This window comes from Bombilactobacillus sp. ESL1094 (assembly GCF_058107425.1).
The window spans coordinates 1,776,192-1,796,238 of record NZ_JBYLUM010000001.1 but is presented as its reverse complement, the minus strand read 5'-3'; the positions used below and the strand labels follow the sequence as shown (position 1 = coordinate 1,796,238).

Here is a 20,047-nt window from a genome sequence, read left to right as displayed (position 1 = left end):
AATAATAACTTTATCAAAACTAAAGGATTGGTTGAAACATGCTTAAGTTTATTCGACAAAACATTAACTTTACACAAATTGCGGGCATCAATTTGCTTTCCAAATTAGGAGATCGTTTGTTTTACACGGCGATGCTAACAATTGCCGCAACCCTACCACAAAATCAAATCGCTGTTACTATCGTCTCTGTCAGTGAGACCTTACCAATTGTTTTTAGCTTCTTTTTAGGCAGTTTAGCTGATCAACAGGCCAATAAATTACGTTTACTGAGTCATAGTTCCCTCTTGCGCGCCTTTTTTTATAGCTTAATCGCTATTTTAGTCAGTCGACATGCCACCTTAATGCTATTAATCATGATGGCTAGTTTGAACTTCTGCTCTGATTTATTGGGTAACTACTCAGCTTCATTAGTCATCCCGTTCACGAAAAGTTTAGTGCGTTCACCAGATTTAGAACAGGCTCAAGGACTAGTCAGTTTGACCAACCAATTAGTTAGTGTACTTGCAACACTTTTAGGTTCAGTCTTACTAATTTGGTGGCCTCCTAAGTTAATAGCGCTCTTTAATGCGGGAATCTTTTTAGTAGTTAGTCTAGGTTATCAAATTTTGCAACCAACTTTAAAGGCAACCGAACGCCAAATACCTAAAAATAGACAAACTTCAACTTGGATAACTACTTTGCAAAATTTTAAATTATTAAAGAGCCAACCGCATTTATGGAACACTTTAGGTCAATTGGCTTTGCTGAATGGCTTCTTTGGTGGATTAACCCCCATTTTCATCTTATTTCTCAAACACAACCACAATCTTTTATTGGTGCCACGTTCGATCAAAATTGCTTTACTATCCGGACTAACCACTTGCATGATGATTCTAGGTAACAGTCAAAGTAATAAAATACTAACACACACTGCCATTAAAAAATTAGCTATCAGCGCCGATTGTTGGCTAAGTTTAACCGCAGTCGGTTTATTGCTGAATAACATCTATCTAATTTTCTGGAGTGTGGCCGGTGTTGCCTTTTTATTGGGCTTAATTTCACCACGTTTTTCTGCCCAAGTAATTCGCGTCTTTCCAGCTGCTCGTTTAGGAGGCATCGTCACAATTGCTAATTCGCTTTTAGTTTTAGCCCCACCAATGACGAGTTTGCTTTTTCCCACACTGAGTAACTGGAGTCTAACCTTTAGCTACTTAAGCTTTGGAATTTATGGTTTGATCGCTATTATTCTAGGTAGTCGGAAATGTAATTAGAGAGCTAATTAAGTACTACCATTCCTATAATCCATCATTAAGGAAGAATAGTTGAATTTCGTATCTACACAGAATACATTAAACTCGTAATAATAATTCAGGAGGAAAAAATATGGTACTTATTAAAGAAAAAACACGATTAGAAAAGTGGGGGAACTCTCAAGCTATTAGAATTCCTAACCAGATTATTAAACAATTAAAGTTAGATGATAATCAAGACTTGACCATAACAATTGAAAATGGATCCATTGTTTTAACCCCAATAAAAAAGAAGCCAACTAATATTCACGAACTATTCAAGGACTGGCAAGACGACGGAAAGCAGGAGCACGAACTTGATTGGGGAAAGTCAGAGGGCCATGAACTTCAATGGTAAGCCAAAGCGATATATTTTATGTTAACTTTAATCCAAATCGCAGTCATGAACAAATGAATAAACGGCCAGCCATTGCTCTAAGTAATGATCTAGTTTGTCAAACAAGTAATATGACGATTATGGCTCCAATCAGCAGTATCGCACGTACTTTTCCAATGTATCATCGACTAACTGCAAGCAAACAGTATCTGTAAAAGTATTATTAGATCAAACAATAGCCTTAGATTTGCGAGCAAGACACGTCACTGATGAAGCAATTGTTGTTCAGTATTGATAATGAATAAAAAGAGTCATTTATTTTATTTATTATCATATAAGTAAAAAGCAGGTGATATCCTCTAACAAGGTTATCGCCTGCTTTATTTATTATTGAATATTAATACTATAAATGATTTACCAAACATCATTGATACTCGATACCACTCCCATGTCAAAATCTTCAGCGGATAACTTGGTTATCTGCTGAAATCTGTTAACTACAGTCGGTTGTGGTAATTTAGTTCTTAAAAGCAATCTAGATTCAATCTTGGTTGGCACCCAATATCCTAAATCATTGAGATCAGGATATTTATTGACATCAATTTGAATATTATTTCTTAGAACAAATAACATAGTGACCTCTTCCAAAGAACTAGACATAGTTTTTAAAAACTTTTTCATAAATATTACACTTTCTTACTCAACTAATAGATTTCAGAAAACAGTAATTTGATTTTAAACACATAAATAATTTACTATATGAAATTCAATTCTTGTTTACCTATTCAAACTTTAGTATCTAGTTTAATCTAAATAAATTGCATTAACTTCGATCTTGAAAGCTAAAGTTTAATTATTTGATTAAGCTTTTACAATTTATTCAATGACCATTGAAATTAACATTTTTTCTAGAGTTTTTGACTTCTGGTTATACACAATAAGATACAATATTCAAAATTTCTAACTAACCAGAATTATTATTATCACTAATTACAACATAAGACAACTAACCTCTGTAAATACCAATGTCATTTTGCATTATCATGTGAATTCTGTTTTACTTTCTTTTTGATTTAAGGTTAAGAGCAAAAGTAATAATTTTATTTTGATCTAGCTTACTTAAATGACCGATTTCTTTAAATTTTAATCCAACTTTCGGAAAACGATAGAGATGCCCCAGATCAACCCATGAAGGCTTTTTTAATCCAGCAGACTGCCAATCCTTAATTGGATAATATTGTTGCTTGATATAAACCGATTTATTTTGATACTTACTAGTAATTTTAAAAGCTTCAACCGTTCGCATTGATACTCTACGAATTAATACGGGGCGCGACTTGCCACCGTTAGTTTCTACAAAACTAACATATAATGTGATTAAATCATTAGTCCTCATCTGAATCGTTAAGCCAATCGGCCACCTCTTTAGCATCTTTAAATTCCGTAACTGGTGTCTCTTCTGTAGCCTTAAGAAAACGTAAATTGGATTTTTCTTCCGAATTTAAGGCAGGTTTAAAAGGCAAAGCACCATCAGCCACAATTCTCTTATAAAACATATTAATTGCCGTGGTTGGATTTAATCCTAGCTCATCTAAGACTGCTTCAGTATTCTCAGCCAAATCCTTATCAATCTGAACTTGAATCCGTTTCTTTTCTTTAACTACCATGTTTTTCTTGCCTGCCTTTCTTTTTGTACTCAAATAATAATACCTTTTGAGTATAAATTCAATCAATTTACGCTACTAAAGAATACTATTAGCGAATAAAATCCTGACATAAAATAATTGTTTCATGTCATGTATCTAACAAATAAATGTAAAATTGATGACGATTATCCTACCCAATAAAACTAACCAAAAGTTGCCTAAATATTCCTATGATATTACTTCTAAATAAAGCTAGAACAAAAATAGTTTTTTTATCTTTATGCCAATTAGCCACCTGTTAAAGATGATTATCATAATTTATCGTTATAAGCTAACAAGCTATTTTTTAATTATGCCTTTAAAATTCGTTCAATGGCCACCGCTACTCCGTCAGCAACGTTCGTCGTAGTTACAAAATCGGCTTGCTTTTTAATAGCTGCCGCAGCATTGGCCATCGCAATACTTTGACCAGCAACTTGAAACATTGCCAGATCATTTTCACCATCACCAATGGCATAACACTGCGTTAAATCCAATGACAATTCTTGGCTTAATTGTTTCAAAGCTTGTCCTTTACTACAATTTGCTGCCATCAGCTCTACATTCCGTGACGAAGAAGAGACCACACTCAATTCCTGATTCATAGTTCTAATTTTTTGCAACAACGCTGATTGTTCACTAAAAACTTCAAATTTAAGCATCTGCTGCTGTTTTGTTTTCATGATATTCACATCATCAACCGGTTGATTAACCTGATAAAAGGCATGATTATAAAATTGCTGTGCTTGCCGTACCTCAGTCGGATCCAAACTAGCACTACGTGTTTGTGCTATCTTCCATAAACTAGCATTAGTTTCCGGATAACGCCGCGTATAAGCACCTTGAGGATTATAAATTGTATAAATTAATTGCTGCTGTTCACACAAAGCGATGGTTTTCTCTAACGCCGCTGTCATTGGTAATCCATGACTAGCAATGACTTGATCATTTTGGTCAACCACCAACGCACCATTCAGTGCGATAATCGGGCCACGCAACTGATACTGACGTAACATTTGTCTGATATTCGTCACAAATCTGCCCGAAGCAATCACTAATAAATTCTGCTCCAACCACTTATGTAAAGCTACAACATTGGGCTGTGAAATTTGCCCCTGCGCATTAAACAACGTCCCGTCTAAATCACTTACCAAAACTTTCACACTGCTCGCCTCTTTGATTAATTTATAAAAAAACTAGCTTGCCCTTTTCAAGCATCAGAATCTAAAAATCTATTGCTTAATTATTCCAGGATCCTACTTGCTTTTTAACAAGGTATGTTACTTAAATTTTAACAAATGCTTTTGATTAGGACGTTCTCGAAAATTAATAAACTGCGCTAAAGTTTTAAATCGTAAATAAATATTGCGTTCCTTAATATACTGTAAACTACAGCCAGGCTGACGCCGATAAGTATGGCCCGGATAAACTAATAAGTCTGGCGCTAAAGCCTTGATGTGCTGCAAGGAAGCAAACATTTCCTGATTAGCTTGATCATAGTCACCACACAAGCCACAGCCTTCCACAAATAACGTATCTCCCGTCAACAAATACTGGTCATTAATCACAAAACAACTGGAACCCACCGTATGCCCCGGAGTTAACAAACACTTAATCTGTACGTCAGCAAACTGATAACTTTGTTCATTCTCAAATGTCGTCACTGCAATCGTTGGCTGGCGTCCTTCTTTAAGCCATTGCTGCCATTCTAGCTTAGCAACATACAAGTGACAGTTAAAATGTTGTTGTAAAAAAGGCAATCCTTCCACGTGATCGTGATGCCGATGGGTTAAAAAAATAGTCAAAGTTTGACTAGTATTTTGCTGTAAGAGCGGATAACTTTGTTCAATATCAGCTGGCGGGTCAATTACCAACAGCTGGTCAGTTTTAGTTTTGATAATGAAATAATTGTTTTTACCCCAAGAGGTACTTTTTTGTATTAAAAATTGCATTCTTTGAACCTACAATCAAAAATTTTGTGACAGCTTACTTTTTATATTATATACCCTTAATATACATTACAAATAAACCAATAGTGATAATCCATAAAATTATTAATAATATTTTGTTTGTATAATTCATAGAATGACTTTCCTTTCAACAAGATCTATCAGCATCAATAGTTTAAGTATATCATCGATAAATTATTGCCAATCAAAAAATTATTTTTTCAAATGTTGACTCCTCCGCCATTATTGGGGACGTTCATCTTTTCCGTAATATTGTGGTTCAGTGACGTTCAGATTTGTATTATCCAACCATTTCTTTAACCGTTGTCCTAATTTAACGGTCATAGGCCCGGTTGCTTGTAACTGGGCTTGACTAATGTGATCAACATGCACGCCCGCCGAAACAACGCCAACTCCCGGTAAACTGGCCTTGATAATATGAATAATTTGCCGCGCAAGGACACCATCTTTATGTACTCGTCCATCATGACTAGGAAACGCTTGGTTCGTTATTGTTCCAGTTTGGTCAATCATGGTCAGTGCTCCAATATGTGGATGATCGCCACCAGTTAAATTAACCAAGAGATCCTTACCGATAAATTTTGCTTCAATTTGCAATGAAAAGTCTAACCGTGTGACTACAGAAGTATATTTTTTACTCATTTTCTTTCTCCTACCCAACTCATTGAATTTTATCACTGCGCTCTTTGTCAAAAAATCATAACTGAGCGTCAAGCCAAGTTTAATTATGTTATGCTATTCTAGCACGGTAAAATCACCGAGTTCAAATTGATCTCTACTGACCATAATTATTATAATAACTGTGAAGATCAGGTCATATTTGAAATAATTAAAATTTGGCACGAAATCACTACTATGAACTAACAGCAAGTGCAAACTTTATTAATCATAAATTATTCCCTAGGAGTTGATGATACATGACTAAAGAAAAATGGGATCTACGCAAGGTTCTCTCCGAGATTCAAGATGATCCGCAAAATTATCATGAAACTGATGTTGCGGTTGATCCAAATGCGGAATTAGCCGGTGTTTATCGCTATATTGGTGCTGGCGGTACAGTTGAACGGCCTACGCAAGAAGGACCAGCCATGATGTTTAACAATGTGACTGGTTTTCCCGATACCCGTGTCTTAATTGGTTTGATGGCGAGTCGCAAAAGGGTCGGTAAAATTTTACACCATGACTACAAGACGCTAGGTCAAATGTTCAATGAAGCTGTTTCACAGCCAATTGCCCCTGTAGTCGTAGCTGAAAAAGACGCTCCTGCTCATGAAGTTATCCATCGCGCAACCGATAAGGATTTTGATATTCGCAAATTAGTGGCTGCCCCCACCAATACTCCACAAGATGCTGGCCCATATATTACCGTTGGGGTCGTTTTGGGTTCTAACATGCAAAAAAGTATGTCTGACGTGACCATCCACCGGATGTGTATCGAAGGTAAAGATACACTAGGAATTTATATTATGCCTGGTGGTCGCCACATTGGGGCCTTTGCCCAAGAATACGAACAGGCAAATCAGCCCATGCCAGTTACGATTAACATTGGACTTGATCCAGCGGTCACGATTGGTACTACTTTTGAACCACCAACAACTCCATTAGGCTACAATGAATTAAGCGTAGCCGGTGCCATTCGCCAACAACCAGTCGAATTAGTTAATGGCGTTTCAGTGGATGAAAAGGCCATCGCTAGATCCGAGTATACCCTAGAAGGATATATCATGCCTAATCAACGGATTCAAGAAGATATTAATACCCACACTGGTAAGGCTATGCCTGAATTTCCAGGTTACGACGGCGATGCCAATCCCGCAGTGCAAGTAATTAAAGTAACGGCCGTAACTCATCGCCAAAATCCGATCATGCAAAGTGTCATTGGTCCCAGTGAGGAACATGTTAGCATGGCGGGAATCCCCACCGAAGCTAGCATCTTGCAATTAGTGAATAAAGCCATTCCGGGCAAAGTACTCAATGTTTACAATCCCCCTGCAGGCGGTGGCAAGCTAATGACAATTATGCAAATCCACAAGGATAATGAAACGGATGAAGGAATACAACGACAAGCAGCTTTATTAGCCTTTTCAGCGTTTAAAGAGTTAAAGACCGTCTTTTTAGTTGATGAAGATGTGGATATTTTTGACATGAACGACGTTGTTTGGACAATTAACACCAGATTTCAAGCTGATAAAGATCTGATGATATTACCAGGAATGCGGAACCATCCATTAGACCCTTCTGAACGGCCAGAATATGATCCCCAGTCGATTCGTTTTCGCGGCATGAGCTCTAAATTGGTTGTTGATGGTACTGTTCCGTTTGATATGAAAAAACAATTTCAAAGAGCACAATTCATGAAAGTTCCTGACTGGAAAAAATATTTGGAGTAAATACCTAATGAAAAGAATCGTTATTGGAGTAACTGGAGCTTCGGGAACAATTTATGCAATCGACCTTTTACAAAAGCTTCAGCAAATTACTGACGTTGAAACACACTTAGTCATGAGTAAATGGGCTAAACAAAACTTAGCCTTAGACACTGATTACCAGCTCAATGATGTCACTTCCTTAGCCGATTATGTCTATGATAATCGCAATCAAGGAGCAAAAATTGCTAGTGGGTCCTTTTTAGTTGATGGTATGGTCATTGTACCAGCTAGCATGAAAACCGTGGCCGGAATTGCACACGGCTTTTCAGACAATTTGATTGGACGCGCCGCCGACGTCATGTTAAAAGAACAACGTAAGTTGATTGTCGTTCCTCGTGAATCGCCGTTAAGTACCATCCACTTAGAAAATTTAACTAAACTATCCCAACTAGGAGTACAGATCATTCCTCCTATCCCCGCATTTTATACACACCCTTCATCAATCCAAGATCTGCTCGACCATCAATCAATGAAAGTTTTAGATGCCTTGGGCATTCCAAACGAATTCTCCCAACGCTGGAATGGCAAATAGTTCTGATAATCATCATCAATCTTATATTTTGACTCTTGAATCTACCAAAGAAGCTGCAGTCTTTCAATTAAGATTTTGCTGCTTTTTTTGTGTTTCAAACAAGAAAAGCTTACGTGCAGCCACTATTAACAATAATGTCAAATAACAACTTTACTTTTACGAAAGGCTTTTTACTATGGAAAATTCCTTAGGACCATTAATCAAAGCTGCCCGCCAAACAGCTCACCTCTCACAAAAACAAGCTTGCCTCAATATTTGTAGTCAACCAATGCTCTCAGCCATTGAGCATGATCGTTATACTCCTAACGCCCAATTACTCTTCGCTTTATGTGACCGGCTACAAATCAACCTCTTACGGCATTAGTGCCGATCAACGGCTCAATCAAACTTTGGAACAATTATGTAATCAACATAAATATCAAGAATTAGCTAACTTCTTAACCAAGTCCACAACTATTAATCAAGTTGGTACTATCTTACAAGAACAGTCATATTACTATTATCTAGGTGTTGCTCAAGTCAATACCCAACAACTTGACGAAGACTTACAAAGCTTAAAATTAGCCCTGGCTGAATTGCAGCCTACCCCTAAACCCACCACTTTGACTCGCTTATGTCACATAGCTTTAGCTTATACCTACTCATGCAAATACAACTGGCAGCTAATGAAAAACTATCAAAAATTAGCCTGGCAAAATTTTGGCGCTGCTCCTGCTGCTCCTTATGAAGAGAATTTGAACATTATTGGTTATTTGACGGCTTTAATGACTTATAATCAAGCTGATTACGTCAAAGCTAGTCAGCAATTGACCCAGGCCATTGCCTTTATTACTCAGAATAACTCTCATTATATGTTGCTAAATTGTTATTATTTACTAGCTCAGAGTGCGGAACATTTAGAGCAAAAAAATCAAGCTCAAGAAGCTCGTTTACGCCAAAATATTTTGGCGGAATGGTTCCCTGAAGATTTACACCATGTCAATTAAGATTCTGAGATAAGAACTAATTAGTTTTTATTAGTATTCTTATTTTTGTCAAAAATTGATTTCTCCTATACTGAAAGCATCACAAGGAGGAAATTATTATGAACCAAGTATTATTTTCAAACATGGCTTTAGCTCAAGCCAACTTAGCAAGTGTGCATCATATTTTGGATCATCCCCAAGAGTTATTACAGTGGGTGCCAGAAATTGATACTGTCCAAATGGGAGAAGCGTCCGATCGCTTTCAAATCAAGCGCGCCGATTACGCTTTAAATGATAAAGAAATTATTCAAGTGGTGGTTACTCCAGCACAAGTGAAGTATCTCAGCAGTCAAGGGCGTTTAGCCTATCAATTAATCTTTAACTTAACAGAACAAGACAAGCAAGTACTGATTCAAGAAGAATTAAGTGTTGACCCTCAAGCAACTAAGCACTTACCCATAAAGTTATTAACGCCAGTTGCCAAACATGCTTTTCAAACTAATTTAGCCAACTTAGTCCAGGTCATCGAACAACAGCCTGGATAAGTTAAAACCCAAAAAGGAAGCCTTCGTTTAATAATGACGAAGCGTTTCCTTTTTAGTTTGGTTTTAAATCATTGAACTAATAGCAATTAGCATTCAGCTTTTTAACTTATGCTGGGCTGTCCTAAAAAATTGTATTGCCGATTATTTTAAACAATTAGGTCTGTCAAATATAGTATTTTAGTATCTTGGATAAACCCAGCATTCTTATAGAGCTGCAATGCCGGTAAATTATCACCCATTACGCCAATAACACACCGTTTATTACCTAATTGCTTCAGCTTTTGTAAAATCTGAGTAATAAAAATAGTTCCATATCCTTGTTTTTGGTATTGTGCAGCTATAAATAAATCAAAAAAATAATATTCAGTTTCAAAATTAATAGCACAATACCCAATAATTTGATTATTTTTATGCAAGACGTATTGGATAATATTGGTATCTAAAAAACTATTGCGAATATAATTTTCACTAATCGTTGAATCATTATCAAAAACTATGCTTTCCATTTTAGAAACAGTAGATATCTCCGCATCAGTTAGTTCTGATGTAAAAATATTTTCATCAAACTTTACCGAGTGGAACTCTTTTAAATCCAAACTTAATTGATATTCCGTATTAGAAATAGATAATTGGTTGTGTGTCAAAAATTCAGGATAATTTTTTAAAAAGTTTTGTTCCGAAATATATTCCCATTTAGTGTAATTATAATTATGCAAAATTTTCTTAACATAGGACAATAATTTTGTTGCCACCCCTTGTTTCCGCGCATCAGGTAAAACATTAATATAAAGATCTACTATACCGTTACTTGGTTTTTCATCCGCATAGATCATAACCATACCAACCAATTTTTGCTTTTGATAAGCCAATAAAAAAGTTGGCATATCCGGAAAAAAATTAAATTGATTACTCAGATAAGGATCACGAAAAGTATGATCATATTGATGAACCTTCTGTAACAATTGCTTTACTGCATTGATTTGCTCAACATTTAATTTCTTCAAAATCTTAATATCCATACAAACACCCTCTATGCGTATACATTAAATTTTGTAAAATCATCACATTTAACTCATTTTTAATAATAACGGTTATTGTATATTAACTTTCTTCAGAAATAAATTAAGTATGGGATAAAAATTTACTTGAATCTTTTCTCTTTATAGGTAGCTTTAAAATAAGACGGGCTAATACCTCATTCTGGATCTAATATAAAAGGACTGATTAATTAGTATACGAGCTTACCCATATCTAAATTAATCAGTCCTACTTAAAAATCTTTATCTCAGAATCAAACAGACACTTCTGTATTCAATTAACCTTCCAATTTATGATGAATTTTCTGTAGTTTAGTTTCAATTGTGTCCGTATGACCTGGTCGAATATCAGCATTTAGCGAAACATAAGCTCTAATTCCCTGATCAGTTAAGGTTTGGACTGCCTTTTGTACAGTAGCCATCACTTCGGACCATTCGCCTTCAATCTCGGTACCCATTGCTGTTGTTTTATACGTCAAACCAGAAGCTTCAATCACACCGATAATATCATCAACGTAACCACTTAAATGCTCACCAACGCCCAAAGGCGCAATTGCTACTGAAATTAAAGTATTCATTCTAATGTCTTCTTTCTAAGAACTTTCTATATAAATTATTATAGCATCATTTTAGTATGATAAAACTGCTTAAGAGAGAATCGTATGCAACACGCAGAACAGCTTACAGATACTCTATTTAAGATTTTTGTTGTTATAGCCATGCACGAGTTTTGTGTACGTTTTGTGTTAAAGAGCTTCCGGAATGGTAAATAGAACTGGTTCCGCCAACAAACCAATCAGCTCCCGAAGCTACGCAGCGTGGTATTGTTTGTTGGCCTAAATTGCCATCTACTTCAATGGCAACATCTAATTTGGCAGCTTGGATTTTCGATTTTAATTGTTCAATCTTAGAATACATTTCAGGAATAAATTTTTGACCAGCAAAACCGGGATTCACAGTCATTAAGACTACATAGTCAACTACTGGCAAAACATAATCTAGCACATTCAAAGGGGTCGCGGGATTAATCGCCACTCCGGCTTTCATACCAGCATTTTTGATAGCTACCAAAGTTCCTTGCAAGTTATTGGTTGCTTCAGCATGGATGGACATCATATCAGCACCAGCTTGTTGAAATAAAGTTACAAAACGCTCCGGTTGTTGGACCATTGTGTGAATATCTAGCGGTTTAGTTGTTAACTGCCGCACTGCTTGTACAAAGTCCGGACCCAAAGTAAAGTTGGGGACAAAACTACCGTCCATAATGTCGATATGATAATAATCAACACCAGCAGTATCCAATTCTTGTACATCACGAGCTACATTACCTAAATTGGTACACATTAAAGATGGTGCAATTTTTTTATTCATCTCTTAACCTCCGCCAAGAAGTTAAGCAGCAATATTATTATATTAATTTTTAGGAACAATAAACGGCACATATTGACTTAATGATTGATCCTTTTTGTCTGAAATTAATGTAACATCAGCTAGATCGAAAACGTGAACTGTCGATATTCTATGAAATTTACTACTGTCGCAAAGAAGATAAGTTTTCTGTGAATTATTCTTTACAATTCTCTTTTTCTCTGCTTCATTGATGTTTGGAGTAGTTACACCCTTGTTCTCATCAATTCCATTTGCACCTAAAAAAGCACAATCAAAATATAAATTCTTTAAATTATTGCGCGTCAAGCTTCCACTTAAAGAAGAAATAACTGGATTATAGTAACCGCCTAATAAAATAATATCAGCTTGAACTTCATTATTAATATTCAAAACTTTAGTATTAGTAGTATAGATAGTTATCTTTTGGTCAATAATTTCATTTAACAAAAGAGCATTATTCGATCCAGAATCAACATAGACACTATCGCCAACAGAAATTTGTTCAGCAGCTAATTGAGCAATTATCTTTTTTTTCTTAGAGTTTAAAGAAGTTTTTCTTGCAATTGAAAGCTCACCAGTTGGCGATGTCATCGTAAAAGCTCCGCCTGATAAATGCTTAATTTTACCATCAACTTCTAGCTTCTTTAAATCTCTTCGGAGAGTAGATCCCGAAACATTAGAAAAATCTTGTTGTAATTCATCAAACTTAACTATTTCTTTATTGGATAGATAATCAATAATTTCTTTTTGTCGTTCGTACGGGATCATTTATGATTTCACCTAGTTATACATTAATATTTAATTCTGACCACATATTAATGATAACATTGATGCTGAAGTTTTAACTCAATTTTTCAGTACGCTGGGTAAACAAATAGCCTAAAATAGCAGAAACAATAAAGGAAATTCCTAATCCAATAATGGCATTAATAAAATTACCAGCATGCTTCGTAATGAAAGCGGGACAAGTTGTTACACTACCAAACACAAATGCATTCGTAACTACTTTCGTCAAACCAAGATATGCACCTCCGACCATGCCACCAATGATTTGCGAAAGCCACAGTTTTCTGTTTTTTACTAATAAACCAAATAAGGTTGGCTCAATAATTGCTGATAAAGCAATGGTAATAAATCCAGTTAATGCAAAACCACGTAGCTTCGGATCTTTGGCTTTCAACCAAACGCCGATAGTAGTTCCAATGACTGCAAAATTGCAGGCAAACGTCCATGGACAAATATAATCAAATCCATAATTAGCTATATTATTAATCATAATCGGATTAACAGCCCAATGAATCCCCATACTTACAAGTACACTCCAACCGCCACCAACAACCAATCCTGCAATAGCGCTACTCTTGCCGATTAACCAATTAACCAGTGCAGCAATAAATTTGCCACTGTAAACACCAATCGGTCCAATCACAATGATTGTTAGCGGTACCATTACAAGCAGAGAAATTAATGGCAATAAGACTAACTTCAAATTTTCTGTAATGTGCTGATCTAACCATTTATATAAATAAGAATATGCCCATATACTTAAAATAATTGGTACAACTGTAGAATTATAATTCATTAAAACTGCTGGTATCCCAAAGAAATGTGTAATGAATCCGTTTCCCGTTTTTCCCATTAACGAAATTAAATCTGGATAAAGTAACGAAGCACCAATTAAAGCTGAGATATAAGGACTTGCACCAAAACGTTTAGCTGAAGTAAACGCTAACAAAATTGGCAAGAAATAAAATACACTCATAGAAGCTGCATATAAAATGACATAAGTTCCGGATTTTTCTTTGATCCAACCAAGTTGTGTACATAAAATTAATAAACCACGCAAAATTCCCGAACCTGCCAAAGCTGGTAATAATGGTGCAAAAATGGCTGAAATGGCCGAAAAGATTCGTGATATAATACTGCCTTTTTCTTGATTGCCAGCTTCTTTTTTTACATCATTATTCACATTATCAGTCTGATTTCCTGATTGAAGTTGAACTTGTTTTTCAAATTCTGAATATAATTTGGGAACCTCGGTTCCGATCAAAATTTGATATTGACCAGCTTGATATACGACATCAATCACTCCGGGCAAGTTCTTAATTTGTTCATCTTTGGCCAAAGATCGATCTCGCAAATTTAACCTTAGGCGTGTGGCACAATGTGACATGTTACTAACATTAGTAACACCACCGACATTTTTTAAAATACCAATCGCAGTTTGCTTAAAATCGGTTGCCATAGTTAATTCTCCCCCTTTTATTTAGGATTGTTTAAAAAACTTAGCAATAGTTTTTGGATTTGAATTGGATCACTTTGTTCAATAATTGATTGAATTTTATCAATACCAACTTCAGTAATCATTTGATCCAATTGATGAATCATTTCAATATTTTGTTGACACTCTGCTGCACTATCTTCAACTACCGGAAAAGTATCAAAATAAATAACTCCATCGTAATTATGCTTTTTTAAATAAAACATAAATTCTAACGTTTTAAATGGACTGGATGTGGCTATCATTAATCCATCATCATTTAATCCATATCCATCATTTAAATGAACTCCGAATAATTGTTTCCTTCCAGCAAAAATATCAGCCGCCATTGCTGGATTTTCGTGTTTCATCAACATGTGGCAATAGTCCAATGTCACACCAAAATTCTTGCGATTAATTTCATATAATAACATTCCATCCATGCCCAAACTATCAGCAAAGGCATAAGCTCTAGGTTGAAAAGGCTTATATTCTAGACTAAATTTTAAATCTGGAGCGTAATCACACATTTTTTGAAATGCGGTAACTATTTTATTCAACATTTCTGAATAATTAACTTGGAAACTATAGTCAAAGCCATCATGTGCCATCCAAACTGTCACTATTTGCCCACCAGCTGCTCGACAAAAGTCGGCTGCTTGTAAACAAAGATTCAATGCATCCTCTGACAATCGCGGATCAGCATTTCCCAAATCGCCATTAACAAATTTGTCGTTAAATCTCATCTCTAATCCATTAAGCTTCAAATTATTCTTTACTAGTAAATCATGAAGAACTTCTGGTGTAATATCTTGCACCTGTTCTGGAAAATTGACATCCACATATTCCAAACCTAATTGAGAAAAATTTTGTAAAGTTTCACTTAAACTCAACCTTTCTTTTTGTCGAAAAGAATTTACTCTTGATGCTAACTTCATTTAAAATCCCCCTTTTTGTGTTCAAGCCGAGTATATCACCACATTTTTTCATTATCAATCATTTTTTGTCATAAATTATCATTTATTTTCAGTGAAACAAAATTGACCATTTAAAGCAAAGCGAAGGATTTTTTTGAGAAAACGTTTTCTCAATTATAATACTTTGTTTTTCTTTTAAAATCAAACCAAATCATCAATAATTGCCTTAAACAGCTAATTTATAGCCAGACTTGAAATCAATAATAGAAAGATATATCATTCTATTTGAGAAAACGTTTGTTCGAAAAAGAATGTATTTTTACTACAAGGAGATTCTCTAATGACTAAAATTGCTTTTGGCTCTGACCATGTTGGCATCGAATTAAAGCCAATTATTATTGAATATGTAAAATCTTTAGGTTATGAAACAATTGATTTAGGTACTTATACAAAAGAAAGAACTGATTATCCTATTTATGGTAAAAAAGTCGGTGAAGCAGTTGCACAAGGAAAAGCTGATTTAGGAATTGTTATCTGTGGTACGGGTATAGGAATTTCCTTAGCTGCCAACAAGGTGGCTGGTATTCGTGCTGCTTGTGTTAGTGAACCATATTCCGCTGAATTATCTCGACGTCATAATAATAGTAACGTCTTGGCTTTTGGCGCCAGAGTGATTGGTAGTGAACTAGCGAAAATGATCGTCAAAGCTTGGTTAGAAGCACAGTATGAAGGTGGTCGTCATCAACGAAGAATTGACGAATTAAGTGCCGAAGATCAAAGAAATAATGAACTTTTTCAACAAATAGTTAATTCAACTGCTAAAAAATATCAAGACTAACCAAAATAAAAAACTTTATGCTAAAGTAGATTAATATGCTTAACATAAAGTCTTTTATTTTGGAGTTACTAAAATGACAAATCAAACCAAAGTTTCAATTAAAGACATCGCTAAATTAAGCGGTGTTTCCGTTTCCACGGTATCACGGGTGATTAACAATAACGGTCGTTTTTCAGAACAAACCCGAAAAAAAGTTCTTAAAGTAATTAATCAATATCATTATCAAACTAATACTGCTGCTAAAACTTTACGCATGAACAAATCTAATACAATCGGCATTTTGGTACCAGATCTTTCAAATTCCTTTTTCGCAGATTTAGTTGAAAACATCGAAAAAATTTTATTTCAAAATAATTATGCTACAGTAATTTGTGATACTAATAAAAATATACAGCGAGAAAATACCTATTTACAAATGTTAGAAGCAAAATTAGTTGATGGAATTGTCATGATCTCAGGTCAGCAATTAGATAATGATATTCATATGAATATATCGACACCTGTTGTTTATATTGATCGTAACGAAAACACCAAAAACATTTACGTTGGTTCTAATAATGAGCAAGGAGCTCATCTTGCTACAAAGCATTTGATTCAAGCCGGCACCATTCCCGTCATGTTCACTTCATCCAATCAGAAAATTTCTTCTAATAATGATCGTATTAAGGGATATCGTGAAGAGATGTTAAAAAATAATTTCGATCACAGTCAACAAATAGTTATTGATATCAAAACTGAACGTCAAAAAATTAAGCAACGAGGAATTGAAATTCGTAGTATTTTACGTAATCTGATGTCCAAACAAAAACTACCCTTAGGAATTTTTGCAATTAGTGACACCATTGCTGCCGAAGTTATTTTAGCAGCTCACGAATTAAATCTTAATATCCCACAAGATTTAAAAGTAATTGGGTTTGATGATGCTCCGATTGCTCGCTATTGTTACCCGCAATTAACAACGATTAAACAAAACACCGCAGCTATTGCTCAAAATGCCAGCAACTATTTATTACAACTAATTCAAGGCAAATTAGACAATTCCGATATTACCAAAATTGTTGATGTTCAGTTGATTGAACGAGGCACTGTTTAAATTGTAGGATGATTAATCTGTCTCATTTTTCTTATTAGAACAATTAACGATATCAGTATAAACTTTCGCCGTAATTCCATAGATTATTCCGTAATAGGCAGCCACTAATACTATCAGCGTCAATGAAATAATGGCAAGTAATTTAAAGCTATAAACAAAGAGCATTACTAAGACGCTTTTTATTGCCGGCAATGCAAAAAGTAAATTAATAATAGCTCCAATCAACGGTAACATAAACAACAATAAAATTTGACTATGAATAGCTTTTTTAGTTTCTAATTTACTCAGTCCGACTTCTTGCATAATCAGAAAGCGTTTTTGATCAGCATAACCTTCTGACAATTGTTTATAATAAATCAGTAGGGCCATGACAATAATCATACTTAAACTAATTAAACCACCAACAAACAAGACGCTGCCTACTAACGAATTCATATATTGTTCCATTTGTACTTTAGCTGAATATTTATCACTATCCAATTTTAGTAGTGATGGTATTTGGCTTGCAAATTTTAATTTATGCTTTTGTGTTCCTTGAATATTTTGTCCTTGAACATATAACCAAGGTTTGGGATTAATCTGATGTGCTACTTGTTGATTAGCTGTAATAATAAAAATTGGTCGATAAATTGAACGCTGATAACTAAATCCTAACTTAAATTGTGGAATAACTTTAACCTGATAACTTTGCTGATTGAAATTCAAAGAATGCTTTAAAGCTAAATTATCAGCCGAATACACTAAAATTTGGTGCTTTTTTAAACGCAAGGAAGTTTTTTGAATTCTATTATAATCACTAACACTAATTGTACTGACTTGATAAATAATATGCATGCCACCAGTCATTGGACGTAGTTGTCCATCTTGAATCACGGACGGTATTGGAGTAGTCATTTGCATTTGCTCTGATTGTCGTAAATTAATTTGATTTTGCTTAGCTGCCCGGTGCAATATTTGTTGTTGTTGATGCGAAAATGGATGCTGTTGAACCAGCATTAAATCGGCGGGATTATAAGTGTTAACTAACTTTTCTTTACCTAAATATAAGCCCGTGCTTCCCACCAAACTGACTAAAATAGCACTGCACAATAAACAGATAGAAGCCAAACTTAACGCGTTTTGTTTCATTCGGTATAATAATCCAGATAAAGCAATAAAATGTGACGGCTGGTAATAAAAATGTGGTCGTTGCTGTAAAAAATTTAATATCCAGATGCTGGAAACTAAAAAGACCAAGTAAGTTCCCAAAACAACAAATACTACTGCCACTAAAAATTGTGAAAGTGAAGCAACTGTAGGTTTGGTTTTAACAGCCAGATAGTAACCTACCGCTAAGAGCAACACACCTAAACCACCTAATAAGCCATTACTTCTAGGATTAACTTCGACCTGATTAGTTTGTTGCCATAAAACTACCGGTTGTAATTGACGAATTTGCCAAAAGTCACTGAGTAATAGCCATAAAAATAGCAAACTAAAAATTACAATAACGACTAACAAACCAGTTTGCGAAAATTGTTCAACAATTGCTTTGGTTTGGAGCAGGTTACATAAAATCAAGAAAAATAATTTATTAAACACTAAGCCACTAACTAAACCACCTACCAAACTAACAATCAATAAAAATAAGACTTCGATTGTTAGAATTAAATTCAAATCTTTAGTAGCTAAACCTAACATTTTATACAATGCTAACTCATGAACCTGTTGTTTAATCAAAAAACGATTAACATAAATCATTAAAAAAATAGTTAATAAAGTAACAAAAACGGTACCCAAGATCATTAAATAAATGGTTTGTTGACCCAACGCCAACTTGTTCAAACTAGTATTAAAACAGGTATTCCAAAAAATATAATTGACGGCAACCAAAGTAATACTGGCCAAGATAAACGGTCCGTATTGTTCACGGTGGTGCGTTAATGCATGCCCAGCCAATTTAAAGTGAATCATTGCTGTTCACCTCCAACCAGTAAGGTGGCACTTGCAGTGATTTGTTGCAAATATTGACTAGCAGTTTGATTACCGCGAAAAAGTTCATGAAAAATCAAACCGTCTTTAATAAATAAAACGCGTTTGGAATGACTGGCAGCCAAAGCACTGTGCGTGACCATTAAAATAGTTTGTCCTTTAGCGTTAACTTGTTCCAATAAATCCAACAATAATTCAGAATTATGTGAATCCAAGGCACCTGTAGGTTCATCAGCTAAAATTAATTGTGGTTGCATGATTAAAGCCCTTGCTGCTGCCACTCTTTGTTGCTGCCCACCAGATATTTCGTAAGGATAGCGCTGCAATAAATCAGTAATTTGTAAAACCTTAGCCAGTGGTTGTAAGCGCTGTTGTAGAATTTTAGGTTCAGTTTTAGCTAGTACCAACGGTAATAAAATATTGTCTTGATTATTAAATGTATTAAGTAGATTAAACTTTTGAAAAACAAAACCTAAATGTTGTCTACGATATAAAGCTGCTTGATTTTCTGTTAGTTGAGCTAAATTTTGCTCATTTATTTGAATGAAACCACTAGTTGGCTTATCTAAAGTAGCAATCAAATTTAAAAGCGTTGATTTGCCAGATCCAGACTCACCCATTATCGCTACATATTCCCCCGCTTCAACTGTCAAAGAAATATCTTTCAAAGCTTGTACTTCAACTTGATGAGGTTGTGTAAACTTCTTTTGCACATGCTGTAATTGTAATAAACTCATCGTTTACCCTCCCTAAGTTATTCGATAAGTTTATTTTAAAAAGCTTTCACTTTAACAACAAGTTACAATCTCCG

Annotated in this window: 23 protein-coding genes and 1 pseudogene; 10 read left to right on the top strand and 14 right to left on the bottom strand. The window is 34.9% G+C overall.

Features of this window, described 5'->3' with window-relative positions; all coding sequences use genetic code 11:
- Positions 1-38: 38 nt before the first annotated feature.
- From AC3B5S_RS08555 to AC3B5S_RS08545, 3 genes are all read left to right on the top strand, one after another.
- A complete protein-coding gene (locus AC3B5S_RS08555) occupies positions 39-1,250 on the top strand; it encodes an MFS transporter (RefSeq protein ID WP_489790378.1) in 1,212 nt (403 codons plus the stop codon).
- Between the two features lie 112 nt (positions 1,251-1,362).
- Positions 1,363-1,626: an AbrB/MazE/SpoVT family DNA-binding domain-containing protein gene (locus tag AC3B5S_RS08550; RefSeq protein WP_489790377.1), complete on the top strand. Its 264-nt coding sequence runs from the start codon at positions 1,363-1,365 to the stop codon at positions 1,624-1,626.
- A gap of 53 nt (positions 1,627-1,679) precedes the next feature.
- Complete coding sequence (locus tag AC3B5S_RS08545) at positions 1,680-1,820, top strand: hypothetical protein (RefSeq protein ID WP_489790376.1); 141 nt, start codon at positions 1,680-1,682, stop codon at positions 1,818-1,820.
- Positions 1,821-2,019: 199 nt separating this feature from the next.
- Here the strand turns inward: AC3B5S_RS08545 and AC3B5S_RS08540 are convergent, their stop codons facing one another.
- The 6 genes and pseudogenes from AC3B5S_RS08540 to lpdD form a co-directional block, all read right to left on the bottom strand.
- Positions 2,020-2,238, bottom strand: coding sequence for a hypothetical protein (locus AC3B5S_RS08540; protein WP_489769816.1), 219 nt, complete (start codon positions 2,236-2,238; stop codon positions 2,020-2,022).
- 427 nt (positions 2,239-2,665) lie between these two features.
- Positions 2,666-3,001: pseudogene (locus AC3B5S_RS08535) on the bottom strand (hypothetical protein); the annotation flags it as partial.
- Positions 2,991-3,272: a type II toxin-antitoxin system RelB/DinJ family antitoxin gene (locus AC3B5S_RS08530; protein ID WP_489769815.1), complete on the bottom strand. Its 282-nt coding sequence runs from the start codon at positions 3,270-3,272 to the stop codon at positions 2,991-2,993. The gene AC3B5S_RS08530 and the pseudogene AC3B5S_RS08535, both read right to left, overlap by 11 nt.
- A gap of 329 nt (positions 3,273-3,601) precedes the next feature.
- A complete protein-coding gene (locus tag AC3B5S_RS08525) occupies positions 3,602-4,453 on the bottom strand; it encodes a Cof-type HAD-IIB family hydrolase (protein ID WP_489790375.1) in 852 nt (283 codons plus the stop codon).
- 117 nt (positions 4,454-4,570) lie between these two features.
- Positions 4,571-5,242: an MBL fold metallo-hydrolase gene (locus AC3B5S_RS08520; protein ID WP_489769813.1), complete on the bottom strand. Its 672-nt coding sequence runs from the start codon at positions 5,240-5,242 to the stop codon at positions 4,571-4,573.
- 240 nt (positions 5,243-5,482) lie between these two features.
- Positions 5,483-5,902 carry a prenylated flavin chaperone LpdD gene (gene lpdD, locus AC3B5S_RS08515; protein ID WP_489790374.1) on the bottom strand — a complete coding sequence of 140 codons (420 nt, stop codon included), beginning with the start codon at positions 5,900-5,902 and terminating at the stop codon, positions 5,483-5,485.
- A gap of 275 nt (positions 5,903-6,177) precedes the next feature.
- Here lpdD and AC3B5S_RS08510 point away from each other — a divergent pair, with 275 nt between their 5' ends.
- The 5 genes from AC3B5S_RS08510 (at position 6,178) to AC3B5S_RS08490 (ending at position 9,731) form a co-directional block, all read left to right on the top strand.
- Positions 6,178-7,650, top strand: a complete 1,473-nt coding sequence (locus AC3B5S_RS08510; RefSeq protein ID WP_489790373.1) for a UbiD family decarboxylase — start codon at positions 6,178-6,180, stop codon at positions 7,648-7,650.
- A gap of 7 nt (positions 7,651-7,657) precedes the next feature.
- A complete protein-coding gene (locus AC3B5S_RS08505; protein WP_489758028.1) occupies positions 7,658-8,221 on the top strand; it encodes a UbiX family flavin prenyltransferase in 564 nt (187 codons plus the stop codon).
- Positions 8,222-8,396: 175 nt separating this feature from the next.
- On the top strand, positions 8,397-8,585 hold the full coding sequence (locus tag AC3B5S_RS08500) for a helix-turn-helix domain-containing protein (RefSeq protein ID WP_489758027.1): 189 nt from the start codon (positions 8,397-8,399) through the stop codon (positions 8,583-8,585).
- Entirely contained in the window at positions 8,551-9,207 is a 657-nt protein-coding gene (locus tag AC3B5S_RS08495; RefSeq protein ID WP_489790372.1) for an XRE family transcriptional regulator, read from the top strand. The genes AC3B5S_RS08500 and AC3B5S_RS08495 overlap by 35 nt, the downstream gene beginning before the upstream one ends.
- 98 nt (positions 9,208-9,305) lie before the next feature.
- A complete protein-coding gene (locus AC3B5S_RS08490) occupies positions 9,306-9,731 on the top strand; it encodes an SRPBCC family protein (RefSeq protein WP_489790371.1) in 426 nt (141 codons plus the stop codon).
- Between the two features lie 146 nt (positions 9,732-9,877).
- Here AC3B5S_RS08490 and AC3B5S_RS08485 read toward each other — a convergent pair whose 3' ends face one another.
- The 6 genes from AC3B5S_RS08485 to AC3B5S_RS08460 form a co-directional block, all read right to left on the bottom strand.
- Positions 9,878-10,750 carry a GNAT family N-acetyltransferase gene (locus AC3B5S_RS08485; RefSeq protein ID WP_489758024.1) on the bottom strand — a complete coding sequence of 291 codons (873 nt, stop codon included), beginning with the start codon at positions 10,748-10,750 and terminating at the stop codon, positions 9,878-9,880.
- A gap of 296 nt (positions 10,751-11,046) precedes the next feature.
- A complete protein-coding gene (locus AC3B5S_RS08480; RefSeq protein WP_489758023.1) occupies positions 11,047-11,346 on the bottom strand; it encodes an MTH1187 family thiamine-binding protein in 300 nt (99 codons plus the stop codon).
- Positions 11,347-11,479: 133 nt separating this feature from the next.
- On the bottom strand, positions 11,480-12,139 hold the full coding sequence (gene rpe, locus AC3B5S_RS08475; RefSeq protein WP_489758022.1) for a ribulose-phosphate 3-epimerase: 660 nt from the start codon (positions 12,137-12,139) through the stop codon (positions 11,480-11,482).
- 42 nt (positions 12,140-12,181) lie between these two features.
- The gene (locus AC3B5S_RS08470) at positions 12,182-12,925 is read right to left on the bottom strand and encodes a DeoR/GlpR family DNA-binding transcription regulator (RefSeq protein WP_489758021.1); all 744 of its coding nucleotides are present in this window, start codon (positions 12,923-12,925) and stop codon (positions 12,182-12,184) included.
- Between the two features lie 73 nt (positions 12,926-12,998).
- The gene (locus tag AC3B5S_RS08465) at positions 12,999-14,402 is read right to left on the bottom strand and encodes a PTS transporter subunit EIIC (RefSeq protein ID WP_489758020.1); all 1,404 of its coding nucleotides are present in this window, start codon (positions 14,400-14,402) and stop codon (positions 12,999-13,001) included.
- A 17-nt stretch (positions 14,403-14,419) separates the two neighbouring features.
- Positions 14,420-15,355, bottom strand: a complete 936-nt coding sequence (locus AC3B5S_RS08460) for a sugar phosphate isomerase/epimerase family protein (protein WP_489790370.1) — start codon at positions 15,353-15,355, stop codon at positions 14,420-14,422.
- A 319-nt stretch (positions 15,356-15,674) separates the two neighbouring features.
- Between AC3B5S_RS08460 and rpiB the strand changes: the two genes are divergently transcribed.
- Both rpiB and AC3B5S_RS08450 read left to right on the top strand, forming a co-directional pair.
- Positions 15,675-16,172 carry a ribose 5-phosphate isomerase B gene (gene rpiB, locus AC3B5S_RS08455; RefSeq protein WP_489790369.1) on the top strand — a complete coding sequence of 166 codons (498 nt, stop codon included), beginning with the start codon at positions 15,675-15,677 and terminating at the stop codon, positions 16,170-16,172.
- Between the two features lie 73 nt (positions 16,173-16,245).
- A complete protein-coding gene (locus tag AC3B5S_RS08450) occupies positions 16,246-17,265 on the top strand; it encodes a LacI family DNA-binding transcriptional regulator (protein ID WP_489790368.1) in 1,020 nt (339 codons plus the stop codon).
- A 12-nt stretch (positions 17,266-17,277) separates the two neighbouring features.
- On the opposite strand, the gene AC3B5S_RS08445 is transcribed toward AC3B5S_RS08450, so the two are convergent.
- The gene (locus AC3B5S_RS08445) at positions 17,278-19,218 is read right to left on the bottom strand and encodes an FtsX-like permease family protein (RefSeq protein ID WP_489790367.1); all 1,941 of its coding nucleotides are present in this window, start codon (positions 19,216-19,218) and stop codon (positions 17,278-17,280) included.
- Entirely contained in the window at positions 19,215-19,973 is a 759-nt protein-coding gene (locus AC3B5S_RS08440; protein ID WP_489790366.1) for an ABC transporter ATP-binding protein, read from the bottom strand. The genes AC3B5S_RS08445 and AC3B5S_RS08440 overlap by 4 nt, the downstream gene beginning before the upstream one ends.
- Positions 19,974-20,047 lie beyond the last annotated feature (74 nt).